At 40.9% G+C, this 2,519-nt stretch carries 4 protein-coding genes; all 4 read left to right on the top strand.

Annotation, left to right across the window (positions count from 1 at the left end):
- Nucleotides 1-486 (top strand): 5'/3'-nucleotidase SurE (surE, locus tag BCG07_RS01020; protein ID WP_286888130.1); only part of this gene is annotated, 486 nt, incomplete at its 5' end.
- A complete protein-coding gene (locus BCG07_RS01015) occupies nt 476-1,114 on the top strand; it encodes a protein-L-isoaspartate(D-aspartate) O-methyltransferase (protein ID WP_006791960.1) in 639 nt (212 codons plus the stop codon). The genes surE and BCG07_RS01015, both read left to right, overlap by 11 nt.
- 9 nt (nt 1,115-1,123) lie before the next feature.
- The gene (locus BCG07_RS01010) at nt 1,124-1,702 is read left to right on the top strand and encodes a YqaA family protein (protein ID WP_008126892.1); all 579 of its coding nucleotides are present in this window, start codon (nt 1,124-1,126) and stop codon (nt 1,700-1,702) included.
- 41 nt (nt 1,703-1,743) lie between these two features.
- Nucleotides 1,744-2,519: peptidoglycan DD-metalloendopeptidase family protein (locus BCG07_RS01005; protein WP_286888126.1), on the top strand; the 776-nt coding region annotated here is incomplete at its 3' end.

Raw genomic sequence — 2,519 nt, 5'->3', positions numbered from 1 at the left:
GCCAATTTAGGTGATGATACGCTTTATTCAGGCACTGTTGCTGCAGCGACCGAAGGTCGTCATTTGGGGTTGCCTGCTATTGCAGTCTCACTTTGCTCACACAATGGCGAGCACTTTGAAACAGCGGCCGCGGTAACAGTTAATATAATTAAAGAACTTGCATCGCACCCATTACCAAAAGACCAAATTATTAATGTTAATGTGCCCGATGTTCCACTAAGTGAATTAAAAGGTGTGCAGGTTACGCGTTTAGGCGCTCGGCATAAAGCTGAAACTATGACCAAGCAAACAGACCCTTGGGGTCGAAGTATTTACTGGTATGGCTCGCTTGGCACAGAGAGTGATGCAGGTGAAGGAACTGACTTTTACGCCATTAATAATGGCTTTGCATCGGTGACACCACTAAGTGTTGATATGACCGCACACAATAGCATTAAGGCAGTTGGGGACTGGTTATCTAATTTGGAGATAAATCGTGCTCGCTAATTACACGCGAAGTGCGAAAGCGTTATCAGATTTACTTAAACGTGAAGGTGTTGAGGATCAAGGCGTACTTGATGCCATTGCAGGTATACCTCGTCATTTATTTATTGACGACGTGTTGCAGCACAAAGCTTATGAAAATACAGCGCTACCTATTGGGCAAGGGCAAACTATTTCGCAGCCTTATATTGTAGCCCGTATGACGGAGCTTTTGAGGTTGGCCGGTGTGCGCGATAAAGTATTAGAAATTGGCACGGGCTCTGGCTATCAAACAGCGGTATTGGCTAAAACGTTTACTAACGTTTATTCTGTTGAGCGGATCAAAGCTTTGCAATGGCAGGCTAAACGGCGTCTGCAGCAGCTTGATTTATACAATGTAACAATGAAACATGGAGATGGCTGGCAAGGCTGGCAATCTCAAGCACCATTTGACGGTATTATTGTTACCGCTGCGGCTGCCACCTTACCTCAAGGTTTGTTAAGTCAACTCGCCGATGGCGGTGTATTATTAGCGCCGGTTGGCGAAGCTGATCAAAAATTAATAATGGTTATTCGAAAGGGCGAAAGCTTTACAGAGCATGTTATTGCACCAGTAAGATTTGTACCTTTGGTACCTGGTGATATTGAATAGGAATTCACTTTGAAGTTGTTTACTAAGTTGTACGATATGGCCCTAGTATGGGCAAAGCACCGCCATGCGGAGCGTTATTTAGCAGGAATGAGTTTTGCCGAGTCTGTTTTTTTTCCTATCCCACCCGATGTAATGTTAGCGCCAATGTCGCTGGCTCAACCTAGTAAGGCCTGGCGTTTTGCAAGCTTCGCGACGATTGCATCTGTGCTGGGCGGGGTAATTGGCTATTTACTTGGTTTTTGGCTTTTTGAACCTGTTGTAGAGCCGCTAATTGCACAGATGCATTGGCAAGAAAAGTTTGATGTAGCATTAAATTGGTTTAAAGAGTATGGCGTTTGGGTAGTATTTTTAGCTGGTTTTTCACCCATACCCTATAAAGTATTTACAATTGGTGCGGGCGTTTTACAGATGGCGTTTTTACCATTTTTAATTGCTTCTGCAATCGGGCGCGGTGCCCGGTTTTTTCTAGTTGCTGCGCTTATGAAATGGGGCGGAGCGCAAATGGAGAAAAAATTACGTCAGTATATTGAAGTGCTTGGCTGGGGATTAGTAATATTAATAGCCGTTGCGTACTTTTTGTTGCGTTAAGCTATATAAAATAATGTTACTTAAACATGGAGAAAAGCACGATGAATAGACAATTTATGCTTTATGTTGCTTTGTTCATTAGTGTTTTTCTCTTTGGTTGCTCATCTCGCCATGTTCCAGCGCCCGTTAGTAGCTTAAATAATAATGTTAATGACTCAAACTATTTAATTAACATTGTAGATGGCAAATATACAGTACAAAAAGGAGATACACTTTATTCAATCGCATTTAGCGCAGGAAAAGACTTTAGAGAACTTGCTAAAAACAACTTAATTTCAAGTCCTTATGTTATATATCCAGGCCAGTCAATCTCTCTCTCTCCCACTATCAAAAAAATTAAAAGCTCAAAAAAATATACGAATTCGAGTAAAAAGTCTAGAAAAAACATACAAAATAATAACAAAAAATTAAAGAAAGGACTTGATCAGCCAAAAAAACGAGAGTATGTTCAAAAACAAGCCAAATATAAAGTTAGTAACCAAAAGCAGTTGTCGAGCGGTAAATTAAAGTGGTTTTGGCCAGCAAAGGGCAAAATTACCAAACGCTTTTCTAATAAGGAAAACGGCTATAAAGGCTTACAAATTACTAATAAAATGGGGGCTACAGTTTTAGCCGCTGCACAAGGAACGGTGGTGTATGCGGGTAACGCGCTTCGAGGTTATGGTAATTTAATCATTTTGAAACATAATGATGATTATCTAAGTGCTTATGCACATAACTCGAAATTACTTGTAAAAGAAAAGCAAAAAGTTAAGGCAGGACAAAAAATAGCAGAAATTGGCAATTCAGAGTCTTCGGTTACCGCGCTTCGCTTTGA

It is taken from the genome of Pseudoalteromonas sp. ESRF-bin5 (assembly GCF_002632075.1).
Taxonomy (GTDB): Bacteria; Pseudomonadota; Gammaproteobacteria; order Enterobacterales; family Alteromonadaceae; genus Pseudoalteromonas; species Pseudoalteromonas marina.
Note: the sequence above shows the minus strand (reverse complement) of the source record. Positions and strands in the feature narration are given on the sequence as shown.